This is a genomic window from Serratia sp. NGAS9 (genome assembly GCF_009905295.1).
In the GTDB taxonomy this organism is placed as follows: Bacteria; Pseudomonadota; Gammaproteobacteria; order Enterobacterales; family Enterobacteriaceae; genus Serratia; species Serratia bockelmannii.
In genome coordinates this window covers 737,741-763,354 of sequence record NZ_CP047605.1, presented here as the reverse complement: position 1 = coordinate 763,354, position 25,614 = coordinate 737,741, and the positions used below count along the sequence as shown (strand labels likewise).

Genomic DNA, 25,614 nt, shown 5'->3' with positions numbered 1-25,614 from the left:
AACCGTTATGACGACCGTAGTGAAATGCCCAACCTGTGGCACCGGCGTGGTTTGGGGTGAAGTCAGCCCGTTCCGGCCGTTTTGCAGCAAGCGCTGCCAGCTGATTGATCTTGGCGAGTGGGCCGATGAAGAGAAGCGCATTCCGAGCAACAGCGATCTGTCGGAAAGCGAAGACTGGAGCGAACTCGACGACCGCTAGTCGCCGGTTGAAGGCCTGGCGGACGCCAGGCCAATCTTGTTATTGCGCGGCGTTTGCCTGCGCTACCAGCAGTTGAATAATGCCGACGTTGGCTTCCGGGAACTCGTCTTCACGCAGATCGGCCTGTTTTACCCAGCGCATCGGCTGCCCCTCACGGCCAAACGGCTCGCCCGCCCAACGCTCCACCAGATAAAAATTCAGTGTCACGATGCGATCGCTGAAACGATGTTCCACCACCTCCAACAGTTCGGCCCGCTCGGCTTCGATACCGGTCTCTTCGTGCAACTCGCGGCTCAGGGCCTGTTCCGGCGTCTCACCCGGTTCGATCTTGCCGCCGGGAAACTCCCAAAATCCGGCCATGTGCGTGTCAGCGGCGCGGCGGGTAATAAAGATCTCCCGTTGAGCATTGCGGATGATGCCCACGGCGATATTCAGATGTTTCATCTCACCCTCCTGATGGGTGCCAAAAAACAGGGGCTCAGCAAGCTGAACCCCTGGGTGTTATCGGTTAACCGCAGCCGGCATTACTGCAGGCGGCCGTGGCACTGCTTGTATTTCTTGCCGGAACCGCATGGGCAAGGATCGTTGCGGCCCACTTTGCGCTCGGCGGTGGTCGGCGCGTTCGGATCTTCGGTCACCAGCGCGTTCTCGTCGTGGTGGCTCAGCTGTTGCTGCTGCGCCAGGCGCTCAGCCTCTTCACGGCGCTGCTGTTCCAGCGCTTCCACTTCTTCCGGCATCCGCACCTGAACCTTGCTCAGCACGCTGATCACTTCATATTTCAGCGATTCCAGCATGGTGGCGAACATGTTGAAGGATTCGCGCTTGTACTCCTGCTTCGGATCCTTCTGCGCATAGCCGCGCAGGTGGATGCCCTGACGCAGGTAGTCCATCGCCGCCAGGTGCTCTTTCCACAGGGAATCCAGCGTCTGCAGCATCACGCCCTTCTCGAAGTTGCGCATCATTTCGCTGCCGACCACGTCTTCCTTACGCAGGTACTGCTCTTTGGCGTTCTCCAGAATACGTTCGCGCAGCGTCTCTTCGTGCAGCTCCGGCTCTTTGTCCAGCCACTGGGCAATTGGCATCTCCAGATCGAAGTCGTTCTTCAGGCGCTCTTCCAGCCCCTGAATGTCCCACTCTTCTTCCAGCGACTGCGGCGTGATGTAGTTGTCGATGGTGCTCTTGAACACGTCCTCGCGGATGCTGGCGATGGTTTCGCTCACGTCGGACACGTCCAGCAATTCGTTACGCTGGCTGTAGATAGCGCGGCGCTGATCGTTGGCGACATCGTCGTATTCCAGCAGTTGCTTACGGATATCGAAGTTACGGCTCTCCACCTTGCGCTGAGCGTTGGCAATCGCCTTGGTCACCCACGGGTGCTCAATCGCCTCGCCTTCTTTCATACCCAGTTTACGCATCATGCCAGACACGCGATCCGAGGCGAAGATACGCATCAGGGCATCTTCCATCGACAGGTAGAAGCGGGATGAACCGGCGTCGCCCTGACGACCGGAACGGCCGCGCAGCTGGTTATCGATACGGCGCGATTCATGGCGCTCGGTGCCGATGATATGCAGGCCGCCCGCCGCCAGCACCGCGTCGTGGCGCACTTTCCAGGCGGCTTTGATGGCTTCAATTTGCTCTTCGGTCGGTTCTTCCAGCAGCGCCACTTCGGCCTGCCAGCTGCCGCCCAGCACGATATCGGTACCACGGCCCGCCATGTTGGTGGCGATGGTCACCGCACCGCTCTGACCCGCCTGGGCAACGATGTCCGCCTCCATGGCGTGGAATTTGGCGTTCAGCACCTTGTGCTCGATACCCGCTTTGGTCAGCTCATGGGAAACCACTTCGGATTTCTCGATTGAGATGGTACCCACCAGCACCGGCTGGCCTTTGGCGGTACGCTCGCGGATGTCTTCGATGATGGCACCGATCTTCTCTTTCTCGGTCATGTACACCAGATCCGGCATATCCTTACGGATCATCGGACGGTTGGTTGGCACCACGATGGTGTCCAGCTTGTAGATCGAGCTGAATTCGAAGGCTTCGGTATCGGCGGTACCGGTCATCCCGGCCAGCTTCTCGTACAGACGGAAGTAGTTCTGGAAGGTAATCGAAGCCAGCGTCTGGTTCTCGTTCTGGATCTCCACGCCTTCTTTGGCTTCCACCGCCTGGTGCAAACCGTCGGACCAGCGGCGGCCCTGCATGGTACGGCCGGTGTGCTCATCGACGATGATCACTTCGCCGTCTTTCACGATGTAGTCCACGTCGCGGGTAAACAGCACGTGGGCACGCAGCGCGGCGGTAACGTGGTGCATCAGCATGATGTTGGTCGGCGAGTACAGCGATTCGCCTTCATCCATGATGCCAGCTTCCACCAGCATCTCTTCGATCAGGATCAGGCCGCGTTCGGTCAGGTGGACCTGACGCGCCTTCTCATCCACCGAGAAGTGCCCTTCACCCTTGAAGGTGTCGGAGTCTTCTTTTTCCTGGCGGATCAGTTTAGGGATCAGCTTGTTGACCTTGATGTACATCTCGGAGCTGTCTTCTGCCGGGCCGGAGATGATCAGCGGCGTACGCGCTTCATCGATCAGGATGGAGTCCACCTCATCCACCAGCGCATAGTGCAGTTTGCGCTGCACGCGCTCTTCCGGGCTGAACGCCATGTTGTCGCGCAGGTAGTCGAAGCCGTATTCGTTGTTGGTACCGTAGGTGATGTCGGCGGCGTAAGCTTCACGCTTGGCCGGCGCCGGCATGCCCGGCAGGTTGATACCGATGCTCAGGCCGAGGAACTCGAACAACGGACGGTTGTTTTCGGCGTCACGCTGCGCCAGATAGTCGTTGACGGTCACGACGTGCACGCCGCGGCCGCTCAGGGCGTTCAGATAAGCCGGCAGCGTCGCGGTCAGGGTTTTACCTTCACCGGTGCGCATCTCGGCGATACAGCGATCGTTCAGCACCATACCGCCCAGCAGCTGCACGTCGAAGTGACGCATGCCGAACACGCGCTTGCTCGCCTCACGCACCACGGCGAAGGCCTCAGGGATCAGGCTGTCCAGCGACTCGCCCTTCTCCAGGCGCGCGCGGAACTCGTTGGTTTTCGCTTTCAGCTCGTCATCGGACAGTTTTTCCATGTCCGGTTCCATGCGGTTGATCTGCTCAACCACTTTGCGCATGCGGCGCAGGGTACGATCGTTACGGCTGCCAAAAACTTTGGTTAATAATTTCACTAACATGATGTTTGATATCTCTGTCATGACGGCCGAGCACGGCAGTCAACTTGCTATTATTTATGGTTTTTGTGCCCGAAGGGCGAAGTCAGACGAGTGCGGCGGGCCCGGCACGAATGCCTTGCACCTGCGCCACCCACAAGCCGGTCTGATGCCGTGCCAGCGTTGGCAACACCTCAAGGTGGGTGTGACGAATGATGGTCGGCGGCTTCGGCTCGTGCGTCAGCAGCGCGTTGAGAGTAGAAAGCAGCGCCAGTTGCGCCACTTGCAAAGGGGGTTCCGCTTCGGCTTCGCTCTCCTGCACCCGCGCATAAACCGCCTGCGGCGCCAGCGCGAAAGAGAGGTGACGAATGACGGTGCGCAGCGCATGTTGCTGCCAATAATCTACGCTGAAGGTAGGACGGCGATGTGCGTCCTGCAGCAGGGCCAGGCTGTTGAAGGTGCCGTTGGCCGAATTTTGCCGGTTAAGGCTGGACGATGTGCTCGGCAGTGCGGCCTGATCGGGGGCGCCGGACAAATTGGAAGGTGCGCCAAGCGTGGCCGCAACCATCCCTAACAGGAGATGGGGCCAGAAATAACGTCTGCCAAATTGTCGCCAACGATTTAGAATACCGATCACGAGTTTATAATCCGCCGGAGCCCATTATGCGCGATAGCCGTCCACAATTATTAGATGTCCTGTTCGACGACGCGTCTGCCGGCAGCAAAGGGACGCTGCAAAACGTCCAGCAACGCGCGGTGGCGCTGCTCAAGCTTAACCGTGCAGTGAAGGGCCTGTTGCCCGCTCCCCTGCATCCCTGGTGCCGCGTCGCGAATTTCCGACAGGGTATTTTAGTGCTCGAAACGGCAAATGCCAGTTGGATGATGCGCTTGCGCTACGAACAACCCGCTTTGCTGTCTGCACTACGAGCGCAAATTCTACCATCATTGTCGTCGATCGACATCAGGATTAATCCGGCCTTGATGGCGAAAGGCAGCAACCAGGTGCAAAACGCCGAAAAAGCGCCTGAAAAACCCGTGCCAATGCGACATTTGAGTCTGGAAAGTGCGAAGGAACTGAGAGGATTGGCGAGCCGTAGCCCGGAAAAGCTGCGCAAGATATTGGAACGGCTGGCTGCATTGGCCGGAGAGGGTACCAACACAACCAGTCGTGATAAGTAATCAGCGACACGAACTGCAAAACACCCGACAGCCGGCATCACACCATCGCGAGCCTGAATTCTCAGGCTCTCAGGGGATGCGCCTGCCGTTATTCGCAGGCGAGGAATTCAGACCTTACGCCAATACGGTAGACGGTGCCTTGAATGCCAATGGCATTTCGGCTTCGTCCTGGAAGGTCACGTATTCCCACGCTTCCTGCTTGGCCAACACGGCCTGCAGCAGTTTGTTGTTCAGCGCGTGGCCAGACTTGAACGCGGTGAACGCGCCAATGATGTTGTGGCCGCACATGAACAGGTCGCCGATGGCGTCCAGCATTTTGTGACGTACGAATTCGTCTTCGAAACGCAGACCGTCTTCGTTCAGCACGCGGTAATCATCTACCACGATGGCGCAATCGAAGCTGCCGCCCAGGGCCAGGCCACGGGACTGCAGGTATTCGATGTCACGCATAAACCCGAAGGTGCGCGCGCGGCTGATTTGACGCACGAACGACTCAGCCGAGAAATCAAGGCGATAGCGCTGAGAGCTGGCGTCGATAGCCGGGTGGTTGAAGTCAATGGTGAAGTCCAGGCGGAACCCGTTATGCGGGGACAACTCGGCCCATTTATCGCCATCTTCAACACGCACAGTCTCTTTCAGACGCAGGAATTTCTTCGCCGAGTTCAGTTCTTCGATGCCGGCATCCAGCAGCAAGAACACGAACGGACTGGCGCTGCCGTCCATGATTGGGATTTCAGCGGCGTCGACTTCAATGACGATGTTGTCGATGCCCAGCCCAGCCAGCGCGGCGTTGAGGTGCTCAACGGTCGAAATACGCACGTCATGCTCATTCACCAGGCAAGTACAGAGCATGGTATCACGCACGGATTTTGCATCAGCCGGAAAATCAACCGGTGGATTCAAGTCAGTGCGACGATAGATGACCCCGGTATTAGCCGGCGCTGGGCGCATTGTCAGCGTGACTTTCTTGCCGGTATGCAAACCGACGCCAGTCGCCTGAACAATACGTTTTAATGTCCTTTGTTTGATCATCGTTTTATCTCGCAATGTTATCCATCCTACCAGCCAAGCATACAGCATGGCTGGCGGGACAGTTTAGCACAAAGAGCGGAGATTCCAAATTCTCAGGATATTCTTAGTCTGCCTGCTTACGCAGGAAGGCTGGAATATCAAGATAGTCGGGCTCTTTATTCGGCTGCGCAGCTTGGTCGTTGACCACCTTCGCGGCAGGTTTCACTTCCTGCGGCAGAGGCGACATGCCGTGCTGCTGATAACGGTGATCCATCACCGGCTGGCTGGCCTGCTTATTGGTCACCAGGGTGATTTCAGGACGCTTGTCCATACCGATACCGGTTGCAACCACGGTTACGCGCAGTTCGTCGTTCATTTCTGGATCCAGCGAGGTACCGATAACCACGGTAGCGTTGTCGGAAGCGAACGCGCGGATGGTGTTACCCACGGTTTCGAACTCATCCAGACGCAGGTCGAAGCCAGCGGTAATGTTGACCAACACGCCGCGCGCGCCGGACAGGTCGATGTCTTCCAGCAGTGGGCTGGAGATCGCCATTTCGGCCGCTTCTTCGGCGCGGTCTTCACCGCAAGCCACGCCGGAACCCATCATCGCGTAGCCCATTTCGGACATCACGGTGCGCACGTCGGCGAAGTCGACGTTCATCAGGCCCGGACGGGTGATCAGCTCGGCGATACCCTGCACCGCGCCTTTCAGCACGTCGTTGGCCGCGCCGAACGCGTCCAGCAGGGAAATGCCGCGACCCAGAACTTTCAACAGCTTGTCGTTCGGGATAGTGATCAGCGAGTCCACGTGTTTGGACAGCTCAGCGATACCCTGCTCCGCGAATGCCATGCGCTTCTTGCCTTCGAAGTTGAAAGGCTTGGTCACCACGGCCACGGTCAGAATACCCAAATCTTTAGCCACTTCAGCCACCACTGGCGCTGCACCGGTACCGGTACCGCCGCCCATGCCGGCTGCGATGAAGACCATGTCTGCGCCGTCCAGCGCTGCGCGCAGGGCTTCGCGGTCTTCTTCCGCTGAATTGCGACCCACTTCAGGGTTCGCGCCCGCACCCAGACCTTTGGTAATACCGCTACCAATCTGGATGGTTTGGCCAACCGCCGTTTTGCGGAGCGCCTGGGCGTCCGTGTTCACAGCGAAGAATTCAACACCTTCGATGCGCTCGCGCACCATGTGTTCAACGGCGTTGCCACCGCCGCCGCCGACGCCGATGACTTTAATCACCGCGTCATTGGTTAGTTCCATTGGTTCAAACATAGTTTCTCTCCGTTTTGTGCCTGTCGCTGCGAGATCATAAAAAGATTACTCAGCATGATCTCTTTGTTGAAACATTAAAACTCTTTTCTCAGCCAGCTATTGATGCGTTTAAACCAATTGCCCACCGAGGCGCGTTTTTCTACTTCTGTCTCACCGCTCAGGTGAGACTCTTTTCCATAGTGCAGCAGACCTACCGCCGTCGAGTAGTAAGGCTCCTGCGCATAATCCGTCAGACCCGTGATGTTCAAGGGTTGGCCGATGCGTACCTGGGTGTGGAACACCCGTTGCGCACAGGCTGCCAGGCCATCAATCTGGGCGGCGCCACCGGTCAGCACGATACCTGCCGCCAGATGATGCTTCACCCCTTGCTGACGCAGTTGCTCCTGCAATTGCAAAATTTCATCGTTAACCAGATTCAACAGTTCGGTGTAGCGTGGCTCAATGACTTCAGCCAGCGTCTGTCTTTGCAGACTGCGCGGAGGACGTCCCCCGACGCTAGGCACCTCTACATTCTCATCCTTGCTAACAATCGACCCAAGCGCACAACCGTGTCGAACTTTAATCGCTTCCGCGTCGGTCGGCGGCGTGCCGAAGGCGTAAGCGATATCGCTGGTGACCACGTTCCCGGCGTAAGGGATCACTTTGGTGTGGCGCAGCGCACCGCCGGTGTACACCGCCATATCCATGGTGCCGCCGCCGATATCCACCACGCAAACGCCGAGTTCGCGTTCATCTTCGGTCAGCACCGCGTAGCTCGCGGCCAGACCGGCGAAAATAAGTTGGTCAACTTTCAAGCCGCAACGTTCCACGGCCTTGACGATGTTCTTCGCCATATCGTTATGGCAGGTAATCAGATGCACCTTGGCCTGCATGCGCACGCCGGACAGCCCAACCGGGTTTTTGATGCCTTCCTGATAATCGATGGCGTATTCCTGAGGAATCACGTGCAGAATGCGGTGTTCGTCGCGCACGCGCACCGATTTGGCGGTGTGCACCACGTTCTCCACGTCGTCCTGCGTCACTTCCTCTTCCGAGATCGGCACCATGCCGATTTCGTTCTGGCAGCTGATGTGCTTGCCCGACAGCGCCAGATACACCGACGAGATCTGGCAGTCCGCCATCAGCTCGGCCTGATCGATGGCGCGTTGTACGCACTTCACCACCGACTCCAGGTCGTTTACGCCACCCTTATCCATGCCGCGAGACGGGCAGCTGCCCACCCCGATAATGTTGACCATGCCATCGGGCAGAACTTCCCCTACCAACGCGGAGACTTTTGCAGTACCGATCTCCAGTCCAACTACCAGTTTTCTGTCCGTCGACTTGATCATTGTTGTTTTGCCTGTGCCTGATTCTGTTGCTGATTACTGTTTTGCTGACCGCCAAGCGCCTGCGGATCGACCAACACCGGAGCCCACCCTACCGAAGCGCCGGACTCGTAGCGCAGATCGACATAGCTGACACGCTTGCTCTCCGCCTGGCCCTGCTGCTGCAATACCGGGTAAAGCTCGATAAACCGCTGCAAACGCCCATTGCGGTCATCGCGCCCCAGCTCAAGCCGGACATCGTTGTCCAGCGCCAGCTGCCAGGAATGGCGCGCGGTCATCGCCGCCATTTTCAGCGTATATTTGCTGGCCGCCAACGTGGCGCTCATCGCCCGATAGCCCTCCAGCACATCCTGCTCGCTCCCTTCCGGCCCGTAGAGCAGCGGCAACTTCTGCTTACCCGCCCGCTCCGCCGGCACGCTGAACGCTTTGCCCTCGGCGTCCACCATGTGCAAATCGTTCCAGCGCGCCACCGGGACGTACTCCACCAGATGGATCTTCAGCTCATCCGGCCATTGTTTGCGCACGCTGGCCTGCTTGATCCACGGCAGACGTTCGATCTGCTGCTGGATGACGTCCACATCCTGCGTCATAAAGGTGCCGGGGGCGCCCAGCGCCAGGATCGCCTGACGAATATCATCGTTGGTGGTGTAGTGGCGTTCGCCGGTCACCACCAGCCTTGAGAGCGGCAGGCGGCTGGCGTCTTTCATCCAGCCAAGCACCGCCCAACCGCTCCACACGACCGTTCCCAACACCATCAGCAGGAAAATCATTCCCGCCAACTGGGTTCCATTGCTGCGGCGCGGGCCGTTATCCACCTCGCGATCGCGCGCATTCAGGGCAGCTTGCGACATATCAGTCGGCCAACTCCAAAATTCTCGCCACTAGCTGCGAGAAGCTTAATCCAAACTGGCGCGCTGCCATCGGCACCAGGCTATGACTGGTCATGCCCGGAGAGGTGTTCACCTCAAGCAGATAGAAGCTGCCATCGCTGTCTTGCATCACGTCGACGCGGCCCCAGCCGCTGCAGTCCAGACCGCGGTAGGCGCGCAGCGCCAATGCCGCCATCTCGGCTTCCTGCTCGGCGCTCAAACCGCTCGGGCAGAAGTACTGCGTGTCGTCCGAAATGTACTTGGCCTGGTAGTCGTAAAACACACCGGCCGGCTGGATGCGGATCGACGGCAGCACCTGGTCGCCCAGCATTGCCACCGTGTATTCCGGGCCGCTCAGCCACTTCTCCACCAGCACATCGTCGTCATGGCGGAAGGCTTCTTCCAGCGCGGCTTCCAACGCAGCGCTCTCGGTGACCTTGCTCATGCCGACGCTGGAGCCTTCACGGCTCGGCTTGACGATCAGCGGCAGGCCGAGATCCGCCACGCGCGCCAGCAGCGCCGCTTTTTCGGCGCCGAGATACAGCTGGCGATTCAGCGCCACGTAAGGCGCCACCGGCAAGCCCATCGACTGCCACACCATCTTGGTGCGCCATTTGTCCATGGTCAGCGCCGAGGCCATCACGCCGCTGCCGGTATAAGGCAGCTCGAGGAACTCCAGCAGCCCCTGCAGGGTGCCGTCCTCGCCGCCGCGGCCGTGCAGCGCGATAAACACTTTGGTGAACCCTTGATCTTTCAGCTGGGTCACCGGGAAATCGCGGGTATCGACGCCGTGCGCATCGATGCCGGCTTCGCGCAACCCGGCCAGCACCGCGGCGCCGGACTGCAGAGAAACGTCACGTTCAGCGGAGGTGCCGCCCAGCAGAACTGCAACTTTATCAGCCATGGTGCTCCTCCTCTTTCTTCGGCGGCTGCAGCTTCAGCTCGGCCAGTTTACGGGCGATTTTGCCCACGTTGCCGGCGCCTTGCACCAGCACCAAGTCTTCATCCTGCAGCAGCTGCGCCAGCGTTTCCGGCACGGTATCGGCATCAGAAACCAGGATCGGATCCAGCTTGCCGCGGCTGCGGATGGTGCGGCACAGCGAGCGGCTGTCCGCGCCCGGGATCGGCGCTTCGCCGGCGGCGTACACGTCGAGCATCAGCAGCACATCCACCTGCGACAGCACGTTGGCGAAATCGTCGTACAGATCGCGAGTACGCGTGTAGCGGTGCGGCTGGAAGATCATCACCAGACGCTTGTCCGGCCAGCCGGCGCGCGCCGCTTTCAGCGTGGCGTCCACTTCGGTCGGATGGTGGCCGTAATCGTCCACCAGCATCGCACTGCCCGCTTTGCCGTTGACCGGCTCCAGCGGGAACTCACCGAGGAAATCGAAGCGGCGCCCAGTGCCCTGGAAGCCCGCCAGCGCGCGCAGGATATCTTCGTCGTCGATGCCTTCTTCGGTCGCTACCGCCACCGCCGCCGCTGCGTTCAACGCATTGTGGCGGCCCGGCGCGTTCAGCGTCACCGTCAGCAACGGTTTGTCCTGACGGCTCAGGGTAAAGTGCCCCTGCGGCCCAATCTGCCGGTAGTCTTCGATGCGCACGTCGGCATCTTCACTGAAGCCGTAGGTGGTGATATGGCGACCCACGCGCGGCAACAGCTCGCGCACCACCGGATCGTCGATGCACATTACCGCGCGGCCGTAGAACGGCAGGTTGTGCAAGAAATTGATAAACGTCTGCTTCAGGTTCTCGAAGTCGCCCTGGTAGGTGTCCATGTGGTCGGCTTCGATGTTGGTGACCACGGCCACCATCGGCTGCAGATGCAGGAACGACGCATCGCTCTCATCCGCTTCCGCGATCAGATAACGGCTGGACCCCAGTCGTGCGTGGGTCCCCGCCGCCTTCACCAGCCCGCCATTGACGAAGGTCGGGTCCAGGCGGGCTTCGGCGTAAATGCTCGAGACCATCGCCGTGGTGGTGGTTTTGCCGTGCGTGCCGGCGATAGCGATACCGTGGCGAAAACGCATCAGCTCCGCCAGCATTTCAGCGCGGCGGATCACCGGGATGCGCGCTTCACGAGCGGCGACGATCTCCGGGTTGTCGGCGGAGATGGCGGTAGACACCACCACCACGCTCGCATCCAGCACGTTTTCCGGACGGTGATTGAAATAAATCGTCGCCCCGAGCGCGCTCAACTGTTGGGTGACCGGATTCGGCGCCAGGTCGGAGCCGCTGATCTGATACCCTTCGTTTGCCAACACTTCGGCGATACCACCCATGCCGGCACCACCGATGCCGACAAAGTGAATGTGCCGGACGCGACGCATCTCGGGCACGATAGTACGTAGTTTCGCCAGTTGTTGTGTATTCATCACTCTCTCTAATCCGGATCCGGTACCCCGGCCCTACATCACATTGCTTTTATTCAGGTTCGGCGCGCCGAACCCCTGCACTCGTTACTTGGCGAGCCGCACCAGCTCCGCCGCCACGCGCTCGGTGGCATCCGGAATTGCGACCGCACGCGCTTTCTCGGCCATGGCCAGCAGCGTCTTGCGATCCCAACTCGCCAGCAGTTCGGCCACCACATCGGCGTTAAACTGCGGCTGTTCGATAATCTTCGCTGCGCCGGCTTCTTCCAGCGGGCGTGCGTTCCAGTACTGCTGACGATCCTTGTGCATGAACGGCACGAAGATCGCCGGCAGCCCCGCCGCCGCGATTTCACTGACGGTCAACGCGCCGGAGCGGCAGACCACCACGTCGGCCCAGGCATAGGCGGCGGCCATGTCGTCGATGAACTCGGTCACTTTGTGCTGCGTCTGCCCTACCCTTTCGTAGTCGCGCAGCACCGTTTCCAGCGCGCCCTTGCCAACCTGATGCCAGAGCGTAATTCTATCGCCCAAACGCGCCGCGACTTCAGGAACTGTCTGATTCAGCACGCGGGCGCCCTGACTTCCGCCAATCACCAGCACGCGGATCGGGCCTTCGCGCCCTTGCAACCGCTCTGCCGGCAGTGGCAGCGCCAACACGTCGGTACGCACCGGGTTGCCCACCACCTCGGCGTTCGGGAACGCGCCGGGGAAGGCCTGCATCACTTTGGCGGCGATGCGCGCCAGCCAGCGGTTGGTCAAGCCGGCGATGCCGTTCTGCTCGTGCAGCACCACCGGGATGCCGCACTGCCAGGCCGCCAGGCCGCCGGGGCCGGAAACGTAACCGCCCATCCCCAGCACCACATCCGGCTGATAACTGCGCATGATGGCTTTCGCCTGCCGCACCGCCTGCCAGATCCGCAGCGGCGCCGTCAACTGGGCCTTCAGGCCCTTGCCGCGCAGGCCAGAGATGCGGATAAAATCAATCTCGATCCCGTGCTTCGGCACCAGATCGGCTTCCATTCGGTCTGCGGTTCCGAGCCAGCGCACCTGCCAGCCCTGCGCCATCAGATGATGCGCGACCGCCAGCCCCGGGAACACGTGCCCGCCGGTACCGCCTGCCATCACCATTAAACGCTTAGGTTTCCCGCTCATCCCTTACCTCTTCACAAACGCCTGAGCCTTGGTCAGGCGCGTTTCATAATCAATTCGCAGCAACAGCACGATCGCCGTCGACATAATCAGCAAGCTCGAGCCGCCGTAACTGATCAGCGGCAGCGTCAGACCTTTGGTCGGCAACATGCCCGCGGCGGCGCCGACGTTAACCAGCGCCTGGAAGCTGAACCACACGCCGATCGCGCAGGCCAGGAAGCCGGAGAAGCGTTGGTCGATCTCCAGCGCGCGGCGCCCGATGGACATCGCGCGAAAAGCGACGAAGAATACCATTAACAGGGCTAAAACCACACCGATATAGCCCAGTTCTTCACCCAAAATGGAGAAGATGAAGTCGGTGTGCGCTTCCGGCAAATACTCCAGTTTCTGCACCGAGTTGCCGAGCCCCTGCCCCCAGAACTCGCCGCGGCCGAACGCCATCAGCGACTGGGTCAGCTGGTAGCCGCTGCCGAACGGGTCGGCCCACGGGTTCCAGAACGACGTCACGCGGCGCATACGGTACGGTTCCGCGATGATCAGCAGCACCACGGCGAACACGCCGGAGCCGATGATCGCCAGGAACTGCCACATTTTCGCGCCGGCCAGGAACAGCATCGCCAGCGTGGTGATGAACAGCACCACCACGGTGCCGAGATCCGGCTGCGCCAGCAGCAGCACCGCCAGCACCACCATCACGCCCATCGGCTTGCAGAAGCCCCAGAAGTTGCTGCGCACCTCTTCCACCTTGCGTACCAGATAGCTCGCCAGGTAGCAGAACAGCGACAGCTTGGACAGCTCCGCGGGCTGAATACGCAGCGGGCCGAGTGCGATCCAACGCGAGGCCCCGTTTACCGAGCTCCCCACCACCAGGACGATCAGCAGCATCACGATCGACATCAGCAGCATCACGTTGCTGTAGCGCTGCCAAATTTCCATCGGGATGCGCAGCGTCACCAGCGACAGGCCGAACGCCAGGCCGAGGTACAGCGCGTCACGTTTGGCGAACAGGAACGGATCGTCCGCCAGGCGTTGGCCGATCGGCATCGAGGCCGAGGTCACCATCACGAAGCCGATGATCGCCAAGCCGAAGGTCAACCACAGCAGGGTGCGATCGTACAGCACCATGTTGACCGCGTCGTTGTCGCGCGCGCCGGTCACCCAGTCTTTCAGCCGTTCTGTCAGCCCGAAGTTCGGCAAGCGTAGTTTCATCCGCCAAGCTCCTGCGCCAGGCGGGCGAACTCATCGCCGCGCACTTCAAAATTACGGAACTGATCGAGGCTGGCGCAGGCCGGCGACAACAGCACCATATCGCCGGGCTGTACGCGGCCGGCGATGGTGCGCATCGCCTGCTCCATGGTCTCGGTCAACGTCGCCACTTCCGGCCGCAGCTGTGCCAGCTGAGCGCAGTCACGGCCAAAACAATACAGACGCACGTTGTCGCCCTGCAGATAGCGCGCCAGCGGCGAGAAATCGGCGGACTTGCCGTCGCCGCCCAGCAGCAGATGCAGCGTGCCGTCCACCTGCAGGCCGTTCAGCGCCGCTTCGGTGCTGCCGACGTTGGTGGCTTTGGAATCGTTGATCCAACGCACGCCGTTGTGCTCCCAGGCCAGCTGGAAGCGGTGTGCCAGGCCGGTGAAGGTGGTCAGCGCCTTCAGGCTGGACGCACGCGGGATATTGACCGCATCCGCCAACGCCAGCGCCGCCAGGGCGTTGGTGTAATTGTGGCGGCCGGTCAGCTTCATTTCGCGCGTATTCAGCACCTTCTCACCGCGCACCCGCAGCCAGGTTTCCCCCTGCTGGCGGTTCAAGTGATAGTCGCCTACGTCCGCGCCGAAGCTGACACAGCGTTCGTCGGCGCCGCGCACCGGCATGGTCAGCGCGTCGTCCGCGTTCACCACGCACACCGCGGCGTTTTCATACACGCGCAGCTTGGCACCGCGATACTGCTGCAGACCGAACGGATAGCGATCCATATGATCTTCGGTCACGTTCAGGATGGTCGCCGCCGCCGCCCGCAGGCTATACGTCGTTTCCAGCTGGAAGCTGGACAGCTCCAGCACGTAAAGCTGACATTCCTGGCGCAACAGGCTCAGCGCCGGCAGGCCGATATTGCCGCCCACGCCCACCGCCCAACCGGCAGCTTTCGCCATCTCGCCCACCAGGGTGGTGACGGTGCTCTTGCCGTTGGAGCCGGTAATCGCCACGATCGGCGCCTGCGCCTCGCGGCAGAACAGTTCGACGTCGCCGACGATTTCCACGCCGGCTTCCGCCGCGGCGCTCAATGCCGGGGTCGCCAGCGCGACGCCCGGGCTGGCGACGATCAGATCCGCCGCCAGCAGCCAGTCCTGGTTCAGATCGCCCAGATGGCGCTCCACGCTTTCAGGCAGTTTGTCCAACCCTGGCGGCGCGATACGGGTATCCATCACGCGCGGCGTCACGCCGCGCGCCATGAAGAAATCGACACAGGACAGGCCGGTGAGGCCCAACCCGATGATGACGACTTTTCTACCCTGATAGTCTGCCATGATTAACGCACCTTCAGCGTTGCCAGGCCAATCAGCACTAGCATCAGCGAAATGATCCAGAAGCGCACGATCACGCGCGGCTCCGGCCAGCCTTTCAATTCATAGTGGTGGTGAATCGGCGCCATGCGGAAAATGCGTTGTCCGCGCAGCTTGAACGATCCCACCTGCAGGATCACCGACAGCGTCTCTACCACGAACACGCCGCCCATGATCACCAACAAAAACTCCTGGCGCAGCAGCACCGCGATGGTGCCCAGCGCGCCGCCCAGCGCCAGCGAACCGACGTCGCCCATAAACACCTGAGCCGGGTAGGTGTTGAACCACAGGAAGCCGAGGCCGGCGCCGACGATGGCGGTGCAGACGATCACCAACTCACCGGCATGACGCAGATACGGAATATGCAGGTAGTTGGCGAAGTTCATATTACCGGTCGCCCAGGCCACCAGCGCGAAGCCGGCCGCCACGAATACCGTCGGCATGATCGCCAGGCCGTCCAGGCCGTCGGTCAGGTTGACCGCGTTGCTGGTGCCGACGATGACGAAATAGGCCAGTAGGATGTACAGCAGGCCCAGCTGCGGCATCACGTCCTTAAAGAACGGCACAACCAGCTCGGTGGCTGGCGTGTCTTTTCCTACGGCGTACATGGCGAATGCGACAATCAGCGCAATCACCGATTGCCAGAAATACTTCCAGCGGGCGATCAGCCCTTTGGTGTCCTTACGCACCACCTTGCGGTAGTCATCGACGAAGCCGACGATGCCGTAACCCACCAGCACAAACAGCACGCACCAGACATATGGGTTGGACGGGTAGGCCCACATCAGCACCGAAATGGTGATGGAGGTCAGGATCATGATGCCGCCCATGGTCGGCGTGCCGCGCTTGCTGAAGTGCGACTCGGGGCCGTCGTTGCGCACCACCTGACCGAAGGACATTTCTTGCAGGCGCTTGATCACCCGCGGGCCCATCCACAGCGACAGGAACAGCGCGGTCAGCAGGCTGACAATGGCTCGGAACGTCAGATAAGAAAAGACGTTGAAGCCTGAGTAATACTTGACCAAATGTTCGGCCAGCCAAACTAACATGGTGCTTTCTCCTGTAACGCGCGTACTACCTGCTCCATTGCGGCACTACGTGAACCTTTGATTAACACGGTGATGACCGCATGTTCCGACAGTAATTCCGCCACGCGCGCGATCACTGCTGTCTTGCCCTGATAATGTTCGCCGTTGCCGGACGCTTCGCTCAGCACGCGGCTCAACCCGCCGACGCTGATCACTTTATCGACCCCGGCCAGGCGGGCGGCTTCACCCACCTGACGGTGGCACTCTTCCGCTTCTGCGCCCAGCTCGGCCATATCGCCGACCACCATCACGCGGTAGCCCGGCATTTCCGCCAGCACCTGCGCCGCCGCGGTCATCGACCCGACGTTGGCGTTATAGCTGTCGTCCAGCAGCAGCTTGCCTTCGGCCAGCGCCACCGGGAACAAGCGCCCCGGCACCGCCTGCAATTGTTTCAACCCCTGACGCACCGCTTCGAGCGTCGCGCCCACCGACATCGCCAGCGCCGTGGCCGCCAGCGCGTTGGCCACGTTGTGGCGCCCCGGCAGCGGCAGTGCGATCTCGGCGGTGCCGAACGGGCTGTGCAGCGTGAACTGCGTACCTGCGCCATTCACCCGCACGTTGTCCGCGAAGAAGTCCACACCTTCGGCGGCCTGCGGCGAGAAGCGCCAGACGGTTTTGCCGACCAGTATGCTCTGCCAGTGCGGCCAATCGTTGTTATCGGCGTTGATGATCGCCACGCCGTCGGCCGGCAGGCCGGTAAAGATTTCACCTTTCGCCTGAGCGACGCCGGCCAGCGAGCCGAAGCCTTCCAGGTGCGCCGCCGCCAGGTTATTCACCAAAGCGGTCTGCGGACGCGTCAATGCGGTGGTGTAAGCGATTTCGCCAATGTGGTTAGCGCCCAGCTCTATCACGGCAAAATCATGCTGCGGCTCCAGACGCAACAGCGTCAGCGGCACGCCGATGTCGTTATTGAAGTTACCGGCGGTATACAGCACTTCGCCGCATTCACGCAGAATGGCGGCGGTCATTTCTTTCACCGATGTCTTGCCCGAGGAGCCGGTCAGCGCCACCACGCGCGCCGGCACCTGCTGACGCACCCAGGCGCCAAGCTGCCCCAGCGCCAAACGGGTGTCTTCCACCACCAACTGCGGCACGTCCACCAATAAGCGCTTACTGACCAGCAACGCCCCGGCGCCTGCGGCTACGGCATCCGCCGCGAAGTCGTGAGCGTCGAAACGCTCACCTTTCAGCGCCACAAACAGGCAACCGGCGGTCACCTTGCGGGTGTCTGTCGTCACCTCGACAATTTGGCAATCGGCGCCGATCGGTTCAGCGCTCAATACCTCAGCCAGTGTCTGAAGAGAGACAGGGATCATGCCAGCACCCCCAGCAGTCGGGCGACCGTCGTGCGGTCGGAGTAATCCAGGCGGCGGTTGCCCACCAGCTGATAATCTTCATGGCCCTTGCCCGCCACCAACACCACATCCTGCGCCTGCGCTTGCATGATGGCGCTGGTTACCGCTTCGGCGCGGCCGTGGATCACCAGCGCCTGCCCGGCGTCCAGCAATCCGGTCAGGATGTCGTTGATAATTGCGCGCGGCTCTTCGGTACGCGGGTTGTCATCGGTGATCACCACGCGATCGGCGAACTGCTCGGCAATACCGCCCATCAGCGGACGCTTGCCCTTGTCGCGATCGCCGCCGCAGCCGAAGACGCACCACAGCTGCCCCTGGCAGTGCAGGCGCGCGGCTTCCAGCGCTTTCTCCAGCGCATCCGGCGTGTGGGCGTAATCCACCACCACCGTCGGTTTGCCCGGCGCGTTAAACACTTCCATGCGGCCGCAGACCGGCTGCAGACGGCTGCCGGTTTCCACCAGCGCCTCCAGCGGATAGCCCAGCGACAGCAGCGTCGCCAAGGCCAACAGCAGGTTGCTGACGTTGAACGCGCCCATCAGGCGGCTTTCGATCTCGCCGTCGCCCCAGTTGGAGCTGAAACGAACGGTGGCGCCGTTGTCGTGATAATCGACCGCCGTGGTTTTCAACCAGCGGCCGTGGCAGCCCGGCTGCAGGTTGCCCTGCATCGTCACCGCCACCGCATCCGGCAGCTTGCCGAGCCAGCGCTGACCGACTTCATCGTCGGCGTTGATGATCGCCTGCCCCACGCTGTGGGCGGCGAACAGCGACCATTTGGCCGCCTCGTAATTGGCCATGTCACCGTGGTAATCCAGGTGATCGCGGCTCAGGTTGGTAAAGACCGCCGCGGCGAACGGCAGCGCCGCCACCCGGTGTTGCACCAGACCGTGGGAAGAAACTTCCATGGCGGCGAAGGTCGCGCCCTGTTCCGCCAACTCGTTTAATACGTGTTGAACATCCACCGCAGAACCGGTGGTATTCTCGGTCGGACACACCTGGCCCAGCAGGCCGTTGCCGACGGTGCCCATCACCGCGCTGGTTTCGCCCAGCAGTTGGCTCCACTGCGCCAACAGCTGCGTAGTGGTGGTTTTGCCGTTGGTGCCGGTCACGCCGACCAGACGCAGACGCTCGCCCGGCTGGTGGTAAAAACGCCCGGCCAGCGCGGAAAGGCGCTGGTTCAGTTGGCTCAGGTAGATCACCGGCACGCCGTGCATCTCAACGATGGCGCCGTCTTCGGCCTGACCGTCAGCTTCGGCGATCACGGCGGCGACGCCCTGCGCAATGGCCTGCGGAATATAGCGGCGTCCATCCGTTTGATGGCCGACCACGGCGATAAACAGATCCCCGGCAGCCGCCACACGGCTGTCTAATGTCATTTCCCGCAGCGCGCGCCCGGGTGCCGTCGGCACCCACGGGGCGAGTAAGTCGCGCAAATTACGATCTGCCACCTGAACCCTCTTTCTTGTTAATCACTAATTCGCTTTTGTCACCGGTAGGCAACGCGTCAGGCTCGACGTTCATGGTGCGTAATACGCCGCCCATGATGGCGCCGAACACCGGCGCGGAGATTGCGCCACCATAGTATTTCCCACCCTGTGGATCGTTGATGACGACCACCAGGGCAAAACGGGGGTTACTTGCCGGCGCGACGCCGGCGGTATAAGCGATATATCGGTTGACGTATTTGCCGTCCGGGCCCACTTTTTTCGCGGTACCGGTTTTGATGGCGATACGGTACCCCTTGATGGCGGCTTTCACGCCGCCACCACCCGGCAAGGCCACGCTTTCCATCATGTGCACCACGGTGCGCACCAGAGGTTCAGGGAAAACGCGTTCGCCGGCGACCGGAGGGTCAACCTTGGTGATCGACAATGGGCGATACACGCCCAGGCTGCCGATCGTTGCATAGACTCGCGCCAACTGTAACGGAGTTACCATCAGCCCGTAGCCGAAAGAGAAGGTGGCCCTCTCTATGTCAGACCACCGTTGTTTTTTTGGGTATATGCCACTGCTTTCTCCGACCAGCCCCAAATTGGTCGCTTTTCCCAGCCCAAAACGAGAGTAAGTATCTACTAACGCTGAGGACGGCATCGCTAACGCCAGCTTTGAAACACCGACGTTACTCGACTTCTGCAAGATCCCGGTCAATGACAGCTCCGAGTACCGCGCCACGTCTTTGATCTCGTGGCCCTGAATGCGGTACGGGATGGTGTTCAGCACGCTGTTTTCTCTCACCACGCCGTTTTGCAGCGCGGTCATCACCACCATCGGCTTCACGGTTGAACCGGGTTCAAAAATATCGGTGATAGCACGGTTACGCATGGTTTCTTTCGGCGTACCGGCCATGTTGTTCGGGTTGTAAGACGGGCTGTTGGCCATCGCCAGCACTTCGCCGGTGTTCACGTCGATCAGCACCGCAGTGCCCGATTCGGCCTTGTTGAACGCCACGGCGTTGTTCAGCTCGCGATACACCAGCGCCTGCAGGCGCTCATCGACGCTCAGCACCAGGTTGTGCGCCGCCTGGCTGTCGACGGAGGAGATGTCTTCGATCACCCGGCCGAAACGATCCTTACGCACCGTTCTCTCGCCCGGTTGCCCGGTCAGCCAGCGGTCGAAGCTCTTCTCTACGCCTTCGATACCTTGCCCGTCGATGTTGGTCACGCCGATGATGTGCGACGTCACCTGCCCCGCCGGATAGTAACGGCGCGACTCCTGCCGCAGGTAGATCCCCGGCAGCTTGAGCTTGTGGATGTAGTCGCCGATCGCCGGGTTAACCTGGCGCGCCAGATAAACGAAGCGCCCTTTCGGGTTGGCGTTGATGCGGTTGGAGAGTTGGTCCAGCGGGATGTTCAGCGCATCGGAAAGCGCTTTCCAGCGGCTGTCCAGCGTGATGCCGCCGCGCTCGTTCAGCTCTTTCGGATCGGCCCACACCGCATTCACCGGCACGCTGACCGCCAACGGACGGCCGGCGCGATCGCTGATCATGCCGCGCGCGGTCGGCACTTCCTGCACGCGCAGCGAACGCATGTCACCTTCTTTCACCAGACGATCGGGGTTGATGACCTGCAGGTACGCGACGCGCAACATCAGGCCAACCATCGCCAGCAAAATGCAGCCGCACAGCAACGCAAAACGCCAGCTGACAAAGCTGGCCTGATCTTCCTGGCGTCTCAACTTACCGGGGCGCGCTGCTTTCATGCGTTTCCTTTCTACTCCGTGTCATTATTCCGGTTAAACCATTCATTGTTTAACGATGATATTTTCCTGCGATGGATCAACGTGTTGCATCTGCAGTTTTTCTGTCGCGATACGTTCAACCCGGCTGTGATCGCCGAGGGCGTTCTCTTCTAAAATCAGGTTGCGCCACTCGATGTCCAGCGCATCGCGCTCCAGAACCAGCTGTTCGCGCTCGGCGGTCAGCAGGCGGGTGCGGTGCGCGGTAGTCACCACGAAAATCGCGGAGACCAGTGACGCAATCAGTAAAATCAGGGGGATCTTGGCGTTGCGCAGCAGATCGCCGCCAATGACCCCAACCAGACCGTGACGTTCGTTGCCGATCACGCGGGCATCCTCTCAGCAATACGCAGCACCGAGCTGCGCGCACGCGGGTTGTCCGCCACTTCCGCTTCCGACGGCATCATTTTGCCCAGCGCTTTCAGCGTTCGTCCGCCCATGCTGCGCAGTTGCTCTTCGGTCAACGGAATGCCCGCCGGCACCTGAGCGCCGCGGCTGTGGTGACGCATAAAGCGTTTGACGATGCGGTCTTCCAGCGAGTGGAAACTTATGATCGACAAACGGCCCTGTGGGGCCAGCACTTCCAGCGCGCCGTCGAGCGCACGCTCGATCTCTTCCAGCTCGCTGTTGATATAGATGCGGATCGCCTGGAAGCTGCGCGTCGCCGGATGCTTGTGCTTTTCACGGAACGGGCTGGCATCGGCAATCAGATCCGCCAACTCTTTGGTGCGCGTCATCGGCTCCACGCGGTTTCTTTCGACGATGGCGCGTGCGATGCGCTTGGCGAAACGCTCTTCGCCAAAGGTTTTCAGCACCCAGGCGATATCGTCCGCCTCGGCCTTCATCAGCCAATCCGCGGCGGACAGGCCGGTGGACGGATCCATGCGCATGTCCAGCGGACCGTCGCGCATGAAGGAGAACCCGCGCTCTGCGTCGTCAAGCTGCGGCGAGGAAACGCCCAGATCGAGCAGAACGCCGTCGATCTTGCCGACCAGTTCGCGCTCCCGCACATAGTGCGACAACTCGGAAAATGGGCCGTGTACGATGGTGAAACGAGGATCTTCAATAGATTTGGCGGCTGCAATCGCCTGAGGGTCACGGTCAATTGCCAGCAAGCGCCCTTCCGGCCCCAGCTGGGACAGAATCAGACGAGAATGGCCACCGCGACCAAAAGTACCGTCGATATATATGCCGTTGCTGCGGATGTTGAGGCCGTTGACGGCTTCGTCCAGCAGGACGGTGGTGTGTTTATAGTTTTCCAACATGCTTATAGCGACAAGTCCTGTAGCCGCTCAGACAACGGTTCCTGAGTCGACTGTTCAGCGTCAATATCATCCTTGACTTGTTGATACCAGGTCTGTTCATCCCACAGTTCAAACTTGTTGAACTGACCGACCAGCATCACTTCTTTTGTGAGCCCGGCGTGTTGCCGCAGCGTATTGGCAAGCAGCAAACGACCGGCACTATCCATCTGACACTCACTGGCATGCCCCAACAGCAGGCGCTGAACGCGGCGCTCGGCGGGATTCATGCTCGACAGACGTGATAATTTTTGTTCAATAATTTCCCATTCGGGCAAAGGATAAAGCAGCAGGCAGGGCTGATGGAGGTCAATGGTACAGACCATTTGGCCTTGCGATTCCTCGTTGAGCAATTCCCGATATCGGGTAGGTACGGCGAGCCGCCCTTTGCTGTCGAGGTTGACCATCGTCGCTCCACGGAACATTCCTGAGCTACCCCTTAGTGACCGTTTTCACCACTTTACCCCACAAATTCCCACACAATGGAGTTTACGGAGGGTATGAAAACCTTGTCAAGCCAGAGCGCCAGCGCTTTGGCAATATTTCTCTGGTCATTTTGGGAGCTGACTCGCGAAAGAAACTCTGATTATTCGACGATTAAAAATTAACACCATGATAAACGGAGAGAATTTTCTAAGCGGAAAGAATCTGATTAAAAACCTGACGAACTGGCGATTAATTAACTCATTACTTCCTTCTGCAAGCCATGTCTCATTTTTCAGCTCGGCAATCTCAGGGCTGTAACCGCTGCCGCCCCGCGCCCGCCAAGGCTCAGCGCCTGGCGAATCGACCGAAGAATAAGGCCATAACCCCTTGAGTTAATAACGCTCAATCGTTATTCACCGTGAAACTGCGCGCTATTTTACTTCAATTTGTCCCGCCATGATGAGAGCACGATAAAAATAAATGGCTCGGATATTACGAGCAGAAGTAATTTCGATTTAAATCAATTTGGTAAGATTATTCCCAAAATACCTGTTTACAATTATGGTTTCATTTTCTTACACCTTTATTTCCACAATTTTTGCCGGAAAAAAACCTCTTCAAACACCAAAAATCGCAACTGCATGTTTTTAATGAATTTATTTAAATTCACCGATTTTAATCTCCCTGTCCCATCCTGTGCCCCTGTTTTGCGGGACAGAAACCGAACAAATGTTAAAAATAAAAATTTAAATCCAGTTAAAAAACACAATACAGATTAGTACACTATATGAAGCGCAAAAAACCAGAACTAACAACCACAAATAAATAATTTAACAGAATATTAACCAAAAAAAGGAGAGAGTGCATGCTTTCGCCCGCCCCTCACTGGCGTAGCGCCGCTGCCGATACGTTCGCACTGGTGGTGTACTGCTTTATCGCCGGCATGGCGATAGAAGTGTTGATCTCCGGCATGAGCTTCCAGCAATCCCTCTCTTCGCGCCTGCTGTCGATCCCGGTTAACATCCTGATCGCCTGGCCTTACGGCCGCTATCGCGATCTGTTTATCCGCACGGCACGCCGCTGCCCACGCGGCCAATTCCTACTGCGCAACCTCGCCGATCTGCTGGCTTACGTCAGTTTCCAGTCGCCGGTTTATGCCGCCATTCTGTGGAGCGTGGGCGCCGACGGCCAACAAATGCTGACGGCGGTGACCAGCAATGCGCTGGTCTCCATGGCGATGGGCGTGGTGTATGGCTATTTCCTGGAATATTGCCGACGGCTGTTTCGGGTCGCGGGTTACGTCTAAACCAGGAGCCCGACAACGCGGGCTCCTGTAGAGCGGCCTATTTGCGGCTCAGGCTACCGCGGCGGAACAGATTACGGCGGATCCGCGTCAGTCCCGGTTTGGGTTTACGCGGTTCGTCCAGGCTGGCCAACACCAGCTCCAGCACGCGTTCGGCCACGTCGCGATGGCGCTGCGCTACCGCGAGCACCGGGCACTCCAGAAAATCCAACAGCTCATGGTCGCCGAAGGTGGCAATCGCCAGATCGGTCGGCAAACGGCCGCGTTGCTTCAGCGTCACGTCCATCACGCCCTGCAATAAAGAGAACGACGTGGTGAACAGCGCCTGCGGCATCGGGTGCGTTTTCAGCCATTCGGCAAACAGCGCGCCGGCGGCCTCACGCTCATAGCTGTTGGCGTACAGATAATCGACATGGCGAGGATCCTCTTGCCAGGCCTGACGGAAGCCCTGCTCACGCAGGAAGCTGACCGAAAGCTCCGGCAAGGCGCCCAGGTACAGTACCGACTCCGCCGGGAAGGTGCGCAGCTCCTGCGCCAGCGCAAAGGCATCTTCCTCGTCGGCCCCGACGACGCTGATGAAATGCTCGCGATCCAACGCGCGGTCCAGTGCGATGATCGGCAGCGGATCGTTGGCCCAGCGTTGATAGAAGGGGTGCTCCGGCGGCAAGGCGGTGGAAACGATGATGGCGTCCACCTGACGCTGCAGCAAGTGCTCGATACAGCGCATTTCGTTGTCCGGCTGATCTTCGGAGCAGGCGATCAGCAATTGATAACCACGCTGGCGCGCCTGACGCTCCAGGTAGTTGGCGATACGGGTATAGCTGGTATTTTCCAGATCCGGGATCACCAGACCGATAGAACGGGTGCGCCCAGCGCGCAGCCCTGCCGCGACGGCATTCGGGTGGTAGTTATGCTCCCTGACCACGGCCATCACTTTCTCGACGGTTTTATCGCTGACACGATACTGCTTCGCCTTGCCGTTGATGACATAACTGGCCGTCGTGCGCGAAACGCCCGCGAGACGCGCGATTTCATCCAGTTTCACATTAACCCCTTAATGACGCTGAAAATAGAAGTGAAGGCTGTGCTCGGATTAACCATGACATCCCGTGCGGTTATTCAATCCAGCCTCTGCGATCTAACAGCAGAAAACACTACCTAGCAACCGCTTTTGCCGAAAGGTGCCAGCAATCGGGCAAAAAAATGCCGAAAAACAAAGGGCGCAGCCATGCCGCGCCCCGATTATTCGCCACTAAACCGCGCTCAGCGCATGATTTTGTCGCCGCGCGACACGCCGACCACGCCGGAACGCGCCACTTCCACAATCTCCGCCACTTCACGCACCGCGCTCAGGAAGGCGTCGAGCTTGTCGCTGGTGCCGGCCAGCTGTACCGTGTACAGCGTCGCCGTCACATCGACGATCTGGCCGCGGAAAATGTCGGCGCAGCGTTTCACCTCTTCACGGCCATAACCGCTGGCCTGCAGCTTCACCAGCATGATCTCGCGCTCGACGTGAGCGCCTTGCACCAGCTCGCTGACGCGCAGCACGTCCACCAGCTTGTGCAGCTGTTTCTCAATCTGCTCCAGCACTTTCTCGTCGCCGACGGTCTGGATAGTCATGCGCGACAGCGTCGGATCGTCGGTCGGCGCCACCGTCAGGCTTTCAATGTTATAACCGCGCTGGGAGAACAGCCCGACCACGCGCGACAAGGCGCCGGATTCGTTTTCCAGCAAGACAGATAAAATACGGCGCATGA

At 59.9% G+C, this 25,614-nt stretch carries 24 protein-coding genes; 3 read left to right on the top strand and 21 right to left on the bottom strand.

Going from position 1 to position 25,614, the window contains the following annotated elements:
• The first annotated feature begins 7 nt into the window (after positions 1-7).
• On the top strand, positions 8-199 hold the full coding sequence (gene yacG, locus GUC32_RS03520; protein ID WP_025301578.1) for a DNA gyrase inhibitor YacG: 192 nt from the start codon (positions 8-10) through the stop codon (positions 197-199).
• 39 nt (positions 200-238) lie between these two features.
• Here yacG and mutT read toward each other — a convergent pair whose 3' ends face one another.
• From mutT to secM, 3 genes are all read right to left on the bottom strand, one after another.
• Positions 239-643, bottom strand: coding sequence for an 8-oxo-dGTP diphosphatase MutT (gene mutT / locus GUC32_RS03515; RefSeq protein WP_049204788.1), 405 nt, complete (start codon positions 641-643; stop codon positions 239-241).
• 80 nt (positions 644-723) lie between these two features.
• Positions 724-3,432: a preprotein translocase subunit SecA gene (gene secA / locus GUC32_RS03510; protein ID WP_369435559.1), complete on the bottom strand. Its 2,709-nt coding sequence runs from the start codon at positions 3,430-3,432 to the stop codon at positions 724-726.
• 82 nt (positions 3,433-3,514) lie between these two features.
• Entirely contained in the window at positions 3,515-4,045 is a 531-nt protein-coding gene (secM, locus tag GUC32_RS03505; RefSeq protein WP_049204789.1) for a secA translation cis-regulator SecM, read from the bottom strand.
• Positions 4,046-4,071: 26 nt separating this feature from the next.
• Here secM and GUC32_RS03500 point away from each other — a divergent pair, with 26 nt between their 5' ends.
• Positions 4,072-4,587 (top strand): DUF721 domain-containing protein, encoded by a 516-nt coding sequence (locus GUC32_RS03500; RefSeq protein ID WP_164064006.1) that lies wholly within the window; start codon positions 4,072-4,074, stop codon positions 4,585-4,587.
• A gap of 114 nt (positions 4,588-4,701) precedes the next feature.
• On the opposite strand, the gene lpxC is transcribed toward GUC32_RS03500, so the two are convergent.
• The 16 genes from lpxC to mraZ all read right to left on the bottom strand — a co-directional run bounded on the left by lpxC (position 4,702) and on the right by mraZ (position 22,553).
• A complete protein-coding gene (gene lpxC / locus GUC32_RS03495; protein WP_004932754.1) occupies positions 4,702-5,619 on the bottom strand; it encodes a UDP-3-O-acyl-N-acetylglucosamine deacetylase in 918 nt (305 codons plus the stop codon).
• A 103-nt stretch (positions 5,620-5,722) separates the two neighbouring features.
• On the bottom strand, positions 5,723-6,877 hold the full coding sequence (gene ftsZ / locus GUC32_RS03490) for a cell division protein FtsZ (RefSeq protein WP_004932757.1): 1,155 nt from the start codon (positions 6,875-6,877) through the stop codon (positions 5,723-5,725).
• Positions 6,878-6,951: 74 nt separating this feature from the next.
• A complete protein-coding gene (gene ftsA / locus GUC32_RS03485; RefSeq protein ID WP_004932758.1) occupies positions 6,952-8,208 on the bottom strand; it encodes a cell division protein FtsA in 1,257 nt (418 codons plus the stop codon).
• Positions 8,205-9,056 (bottom strand): cell division protein FtsQ, encoded by an 852-nt coding sequence (ftsQ, locus tag GUC32_RS03480; protein ID WP_004932761.1) that lies wholly within the window; start codon positions 9,054-9,056, stop codon positions 8,205-8,207. Before ftsQ ends, ftsA begins: the two co-directional genes overlap by 4 nt.
• A 1-nt stretch (position 9,057) precedes the next feature.
• Complete coding sequence (locus GUC32_RS03475; RefSeq protein ID WP_127146503.1) at positions 9,058-9,978, bottom strand: D-alanine--D-alanine ligase; 921 nt, start codon at positions 9,976-9,978, stop codon at positions 9,058-9,060.
• The gene (gene murC / locus GUC32_RS03470; RefSeq protein WP_025301571.1) at positions 9,971-11,446 is read right to left on the bottom strand and encodes a UDP-N-acetylmuramate--L-alanine ligase; all 1,476 of its coding nucleotides are present in this window, start codon (positions 11,444-11,446) and stop codon (positions 9,971-9,973) included. Before murC ends, GUC32_RS03475 begins: the two co-directional genes overlap by 8 nt.
• A gap of 84 nt (positions 11,447-11,530) precedes the next feature.
• Positions 11,531-12,595, bottom strand: coding sequence for an undecaprenyldiphospho-muramoylpentapeptide beta-N-acetylglucosaminyltransferase (gene murG / locus GUC32_RS03465; RefSeq protein WP_004932773.1), 1,065 nt, complete (start codon positions 12,593-12,595; stop codon positions 11,531-11,533).
• A 3-nt stretch (positions 12,596-12,598) separates the two neighbouring features.
• The gene (gene ftsW, locus GUC32_RS03460) at positions 12,599-13,801 is read right to left on the bottom strand and encodes a cell division protein FtsW (RefSeq protein WP_025301570.1); all 1,203 of its coding nucleotides are present in this window, start codon (positions 13,799-13,801) and stop codon (positions 12,599-12,601) included.
• Positions 13,798-15,117, bottom strand: a complete 1,320-nt coding sequence (gene murD, locus GUC32_RS03455) for a UDP-N-acetylmuramoyl-L-alanine--D-glutamate ligase (protein WP_369435558.1) — start codon at positions 15,115-15,117, stop codon at positions 13,798-13,800. The genes ftsW and murD overlap by 4 nt, the downstream gene beginning before the upstream one ends.
• Before the next feature lie 2 nt (positions 15,118-15,119).
• Complete coding sequence (mraY, locus tag GUC32_RS03450) at positions 15,120-16,202, bottom strand: phospho-N-acetylmuramoyl-pentapeptide-transferase (RefSeq protein ID WP_004932782.1); 1,083 nt, start codon at positions 16,200-16,202, stop codon at positions 15,120-15,122.
• The gene (gene murF, locus GUC32_RS03445) at positions 16,196-17,557 is read right to left on the bottom strand and encodes a UDP-N-acetylmuramoyl-tripeptide--D-alanyl-D-alanine ligase (RefSeq protein WP_369435557.1); all 1,362 of its coding nucleotides are present in this window, start codon (positions 17,555-17,557) and stop codon (positions 16,196-16,198) included. The genes mraY and murF overlap by 7 nt, the downstream gene beginning before the upstream one ends.
• Entirely contained in the window at positions 17,554-19,041 is a 1,488-nt protein-coding gene (gene murE, locus GUC32_RS03440; protein ID WP_369435556.1) for a UDP-N-acetylmuramoyl-L-alanyl-D-glutamate--2,6-diaminopimelate ligase, read from the bottom strand. Before murE ends, murF begins: the two co-directional genes overlap by 4 nt.
• Positions 19,028-20,791: a peptidoglycan glycosyltransferase FtsI gene (locus GUC32_RS03435; RefSeq protein WP_004932790.1), complete on the bottom strand. Its 1,764-nt coding sequence runs from the start codon at positions 20,789-20,791 to the stop codon at positions 19,028-19,030. The genes murE and GUC32_RS03435 overlap by 14 nt, the downstream gene beginning before the upstream one ends.
• Positions 20,792-20,833: 42 nt before the next feature.
• Positions 20,834-21,154 (bottom strand): cell division protein FtsL, encoded by a 321-nt coding sequence (gene ftsL, locus GUC32_RS03430; protein ID WP_015376645.1) that lies wholly within the window; start codon positions 21,152-21,154, stop codon positions 20,834-20,836.
• Positions 21,151-22,092 (bottom strand): 16S rRNA (cytosine(1402)-N(4))-methyltransferase RsmH, encoded by a 942-nt coding sequence (gene rsmH / locus GUC32_RS03425; RefSeq protein WP_025301565.1) that lies wholly within the window; start codon positions 22,090-22,092, stop codon positions 21,151-21,153. The genes ftsL and rsmH overlap by 4 nt, the downstream gene beginning before the upstream one ends.
• Positions 22,093-22,094: 2 nt before the next feature.
• Entirely contained in the window at positions 22,095-22,553 is a 459-nt protein-coding gene (mraZ, locus tag GUC32_RS03420) for a division/cell wall cluster transcriptional repressor MraZ (protein ID WP_025159638.1), read from the bottom strand.
• 866 nt (positions 22,554-23,419) lie between these two features.
• Between mraZ and GUC32_RS03415 the strand changes: the two genes are divergently transcribed.
• Positions 23,420-23,860: an L-alanine exporter AlaE gene (locus tag GUC32_RS03415; protein WP_261427470.1), complete on the top strand. Its 441-nt coding sequence runs from the start codon at positions 23,420-23,422 to the stop codon at positions 23,858-23,860.
• A 37-nt stretch (positions 23,861-23,897) separates the two neighbouring features.
• On the opposite strand, the gene cra is transcribed toward GUC32_RS03415, so the two are convergent.
• Together cra and ilvN are read right to left on the bottom strand one after the other, a co-directional pair.
• Complete coding sequence (gene cra, locus GUC32_RS03410; RefSeq protein ID WP_025301563.1) at positions 23,898-24,902, bottom strand: catabolite repressor/activator; 1,005 nt, start codon at positions 24,900-24,902, stop codon at positions 23,898-23,900.
• 218 nt (positions 24,903-25,120) lie between these two features.
• Complete coding sequence (ilvN, locus tag GUC32_RS03405; RefSeq protein WP_004932806.1) at positions 25,121-25,612, bottom strand: acetolactate synthase small subunit; 492 nt, start codon at positions 25,610-25,612, stop codon at positions 25,121-25,123.
• Between the last annotated feature and the right edge of the window lie 2 nt (positions 25,613-25,614).

What these genes read in the sequence shown, in the direction of transcription:
- yacG (WP_025301578.1), top strand. Translation starts at nt 8, where the DNA reads ATGACGACCGTAGTGAAATGCCCAACCTGTGGCACCGGCGTGGTTTGG.
- mutT (WP_049204788.1), bottom strand. Translation starts at nt 643, where the DNA reads ATGAAACATCTGAATATCGCCGTGGGCATCATCCGCAATGCTCAACGG.
- secA (WP_369435559.1), bottom strand. Translation starts at nt 3,432, where the DNA reads ATGTTAGTGAAATTATTAACCAAAGTTTTTGGCAGCCGTAACGATCGT.
- GUC32_RS03500 (WP_164064006.1), top strand. Translation starts at nt 4,072, where the DNA reads ATGCGCGATAGCCGTCCACAATTATTAGATGTCCTGTTCGACGACGCG.
- lpxC (WP_004932754.1), bottom strand. Translation starts at nt 5,619, where the DNA reads ATGATCAAACAAAGGACATTAAAACGTATTGTTCAGGCGACTGGCGTC.
- ftsZ (WP_004932757.1), bottom strand. Translation starts at nt 6,877, where the DNA reads ATGTTTGAACCAATGGAACTAACCAATGACGCGGTGATTAAAGTCATC.
- ftsA (WP_004932758.1), bottom strand. Translation starts at nt 8,208, where the DNA reads ATGATCAAGTCGACGGACAGAAAACTGGTAGTTGGACTGGAGATCGGT.
- ftsQ (WP_004932761.1), bottom strand. Translation starts at nt 9,056, where the DNA reads ATGTCGCAAGCTGCCCTGAATGCGCGCGATCGCGAGGTGGATAACGGC.
- GUC32_RS03475 (WP_127146503.1), bottom strand. Translation starts at nt 9,978, where the DNA reads ATGGCTGATAAAGTTGCAGTTCTGCTGGGCGGCACCTCCGCTGAACGT.
- murC (WP_025301571.1), bottom strand. Translation starts at nt 11,446, where the DNA reads ATGAATACACAACAACTGGCGAAACTACGTACTATCGTGCCCGAGATG.
- murG (WP_004932773.1), bottom strand. Translation starts at nt 12,595, where the DNA reads ATGAGCGGGAAACCTAAGCGTTTAATGGTGATGGCAGGCGGTACCGGC.
- ftsW (WP_025301570.1), bottom strand. Translation starts at nt 13,801, where the DNA reads ATGAAACTACGCTTGCCGAACTTCGGGCTGACAGAACGGCTGAAAGAC.
- murD (WP_369435558.1), bottom strand. Translation starts at nt 15,117, where the DNA reads ATGGCAGACTATCAGGGTAGAAAAGTCGTCATCATCGGGTTGGGCCTC.
- mraY (WP_004932782.1), bottom strand. Translation starts at nt 16,202, where the DNA reads ATGTTAGTTTGGCTGGCCGAACATTTGGTCAAGTATTACTCAGGCTTC.
- murF (WP_369435557.1), bottom strand. Translation starts at nt 17,557, where the DNA reads ATGATCCCTGTCTCTCTTCAGACACTGGCTGAGGTATTGAGCGCTGAA.
- GUC32_RS03435 (WP_004932790.1), bottom strand. Translation starts at nt 20,791, where the DNA reads ATGAAAGCAGCGCGCCCCGGTAAGTTGAGACGCCAGGAAGATCAGGCC.
- rsmH (WP_025301565.1), bottom strand. Translation starts at nt 22,092, where the DNA reads ATGTTGGAAAACTATAAACACACCACCGTCCTGCTGGACGAAGCCGTC.
- mraZ (WP_025159638.1), bottom strand. Translation starts at nt 22,553, where the DNA reads ATGTTCCGTGGAGCGACGATGGTCAACCTCGACAGCAAAGGGCGGCTC.
- GUC32_RS03415 (WP_261427470.1), top strand. Translation starts at nt 23,420, where the DNA reads ATGCTTTCGCCCGCCCCTCACTGGCGTAGCGCCGCTGCCGATACGTTC.
- ilvN (WP_004932806.1), bottom strand. Translation starts at nt 25,612, where the DNA reads ATGCGCCGTATTTTATCTGTCTTGCTGGAAAACGAATCCGGCGCCTTG.